This is a genomic window from Pinirhizobacter sp. (genome assembly GCF_035317885.1).
Classification (GTDB): Bacteria; Pseudomonadota; Gammaproteobacteria; order Xanthomonadales; family Rhodanobacteraceae; genus Pinirhizobacter.
On record NZ_DATHFX010000536.1, the window covers coordinates 1 to 2,983 of the forward strand.

General features: G+C 60.3%; 2 protein-coding genes. Both read right to left on the reverse strand.

Annotation, left to right across the window (positions count from 1 at the left end; genetic code table 11):
- Positions 1-163: 163 nt before the first annotated feature.
- The gene (locus VK519_RS17640) at positions 164-688 is read right to left on the reverse strand and encodes a DUF2501 domain-containing protein (protein ID WP_324351958.1); all 525 of its coding nucleotides are present in this window, start codon (positions 686-688) and stop codon (positions 164-166) included.
- Between the two features lie 75 nt (positions 689-763).
- The coding region (locus VK519_RS17645) for a TonB-dependent receptor (protein ID WP_324351960.1) at positions 764-2,983 on the reverse strand (2,220 nt) is incomplete at its 5' end.

Consider the following 2,983-nt stretch of genomic DNA (forward strand, 5'->3'; position numbering starts at 1 on the left):
TGCATCCTTACCACCGGTGCGGATTCCACCCTTGGGGTGGCGAGCCTGGCGATCATGGCGGGCGTGGAAGCGGAGCTCCTGGACGATCCGCCGATTGCCGGTGAACTGCGCGACATCGCCGCGCGATTTGCGCGGGCGATGGGTGTTGGTTCGCGCTAGGGCATTACTTGCCCAGGAATGATTTGCCCTGCTTGAGCACGGTGTCGCATACCTTGGTGGTGAGCTTGGACTTCAGGTCGCTATTGCCGCCGCCGAGGCTGTTCAAATCCACCGAGTTACCGTTGCTGCCTTGCAGGATGCCCTTTGCGCCGCTCAGGTAAGACGGATCACTGGTGGCGGTGCCGCCGCCCTGGCTGGCCGCATTCGAGCCGCCGGTAAGCTTGGACAGCATGTTGCCCTTGCTGGCAGAGGTATCGCCGCCGGCCATGGGCGTGGATGACGCACCGCCCATCTTGCCCAGCAACTGGTCCTTGATACCCGCGGCGCCGGAATTCCCGCCCAGGTAATTGTTCTGCACGCAGTACTGCAGGAGGCCTGTGACATTGCCCATGCTGCCGGACTTCATAGAAGTTCCACCACTGCCGAGCATGCCGCCGAGCTTGCTTAAATCCTGGGCTGCCGCGCTGCCAGCCAACAATAACGATGCGCCTGCACAGATCCGGGCAATCACACCGATCCGCATCTTCATGAGCGTGCCTCCGTGTAAAGGTCCACGCATTCAACACCCGCCAGCGTTACGAGTTCGTAACGCTGGCGGCGTCGATCAAAGCTTGTAGTTGACCCCAAACATCACGGTACGGCCCCAGGAATTGAAGTCCAGTGGGCGCATCACCTGCGTACCGTTGGGAAGCCCGGAAATCTGCACCGTCTTGTAAGGAGAATTGGTGGCGTTGACCACCTGCAGCAGGATCGACAAGCCGCTCCAGCGGCCCTGCTCGAACGCATAGCCCAACTGCACGTCGGTCTGCTTGTCGGCCAGGACCTGCTGGTAGCCCAGTTGGTCGAACAGTGCCACCGCCTCGCCCGTGAATGCCGAGCGATAGCGCTCGGCCACGCGGACGGAGAACCCGTATTTCTCGTAGTAAAGGGCAAGGTTGGCCACCTTGCGCGACAGCCCCGGCAGGGTCTTGGGTCCGCCCGGAATGGACGACACCGCACTGACCGGGATGGAGCTGTTGGTCAGCGAGAAATTTCCCTGGACGCCGAAGCCATCCAGCGCCCGCGCCGCGAGAGCGCCTTCGAGGTTCCAAGAAAGTTCCACGCCATCGATCTTGCCGCCCGTGCCGTTTTGCGGCAGCGTGTACGAGCCGATGTTCGACGTCGGAACCAGGGTTGGGGTGTCGTTGATGTTGTTGGAGAAATCGTGGTCGAGGACAGTCTTGTTATAGATATAGTTCAAGAGGTTCTTGTGGAACACCGCGGCACCGAGGAAGCTCGCCTTGCCGAAGTATTTCTCCCACGAAAGATCCGTACCCACGGCCACGTAGGGCCTTAATTGCGGATTGCCGCCGCTACCCGTCCAGGCCACCTGCCCCGCTTGTGGGCCGTCCAGCACCTGGTAGACATAAGCGGAACTGGCGACTTTTTCATCGTCGATGCGCCCGCGCGTCATGGTCTTGGCAAAGCCAAAGCGCAGGTACTGCCGCTCGCCAATCGTGGCCTTCAGATTCAGGCTGGGCAGGAACTTGTTGTACTTGGCGCCCCCGCTGATCTGGCCGACGAGGCCACCGCTATTGTTGGTCTGCAATGCATCGGACGACTGGTCGGTGCGAACCGCCTGGAGGCCGACGTTGCCACCCAACGGAATATCGCCGAGCGTCGTTTCGATGTTGAAACGGGCGTAGGCCACGGGGACCTTTTCCTCGATCGTGTAGTTGCGCGAATAGTCGCCAGCACCATTTCGCGGAACGAGGTAGAACTGGTTGCGCAGGGCATCGAGGACATCGTAATTGATGATCCCTGGCACGCCACCGTAGCCGATGTAGCTTGGGTTGTAGAGGAACGCCGGATTGATCGGGGCGGAGAGGTTGTTATCGTAGGGAGCGTCTATGCCATTGCCGTTGCCATTGAGGAACACAAAGTTCACGTCGGCAGTCTTGGTCTTCTTGCGGTCCGAATAGTCGACGCCGAAATCCACGGTAGAGAAGATCCAGCCCACCGGATGGCTCATCTCCAGGCGAATCGCCTTGATGGTGTCCTTCTGCTTGTCAAATTCCTCGCGACCGTTGTATCCGTAGTTATTTGGATCGGTAAAGGCGACGTTTGCCGGGTTCGTGAAGTCCGTTCCCGGCGAGAAATACGGGTAGCCGTTGTCGGCATGAGTGGAGAATCCCGACGTGGTGGTACCGCCGTCCGGAAGCCCGGTGAACAGGTACGCGTCGTGCAGGTTGACCTTCGCCGACGAATACGACAAATCGGCGGTACCCAGCCAGTCATTGCCGAAGTCGTACTGGTTGTTCCAGCCCGCCGAGAAAAGCTTGTCGTGTTCCTTGTTGTACTCGTTCTGCATGATCGGCTTCAGGCCGCTGATCACGCCGGAGGTGACGATCGGATACGGCTGCTTGGGCGTCACGCCCACATCGGAATACGATACGTTGTCATAGGGACTGCTCGACCATTGAAGGCCGTTGGTGATCTGGCGCTGGTTGAACGTGGAGTAGTACAAGTCCAGCGTGGAATGGTAGTGGTCGCCGGGCGCCCACTCGATCACGGTCATCAGGCCATTGCGCAACTGCCGCTCGCTGCGTGCGCGCAGCTGCATGCCCTCCTGCGAGATCACGCCTTCGGGCAAGCCCGGTGTATGCGGTGAGCCCCAGATGCCTTCGGCACCATCGGGACCGTTATTGTTAGCCCACCACCACGCCTGGTACTGGCGCTCCTGGATAGGCGAGTCAAGCTGCGCCACGCCCACCGCCACGCCCAGGGTGTGGTCGAAGAACTGGTCGATGTACGAGAAACTCGCGCGGTGCCCCCAGGTATTCAC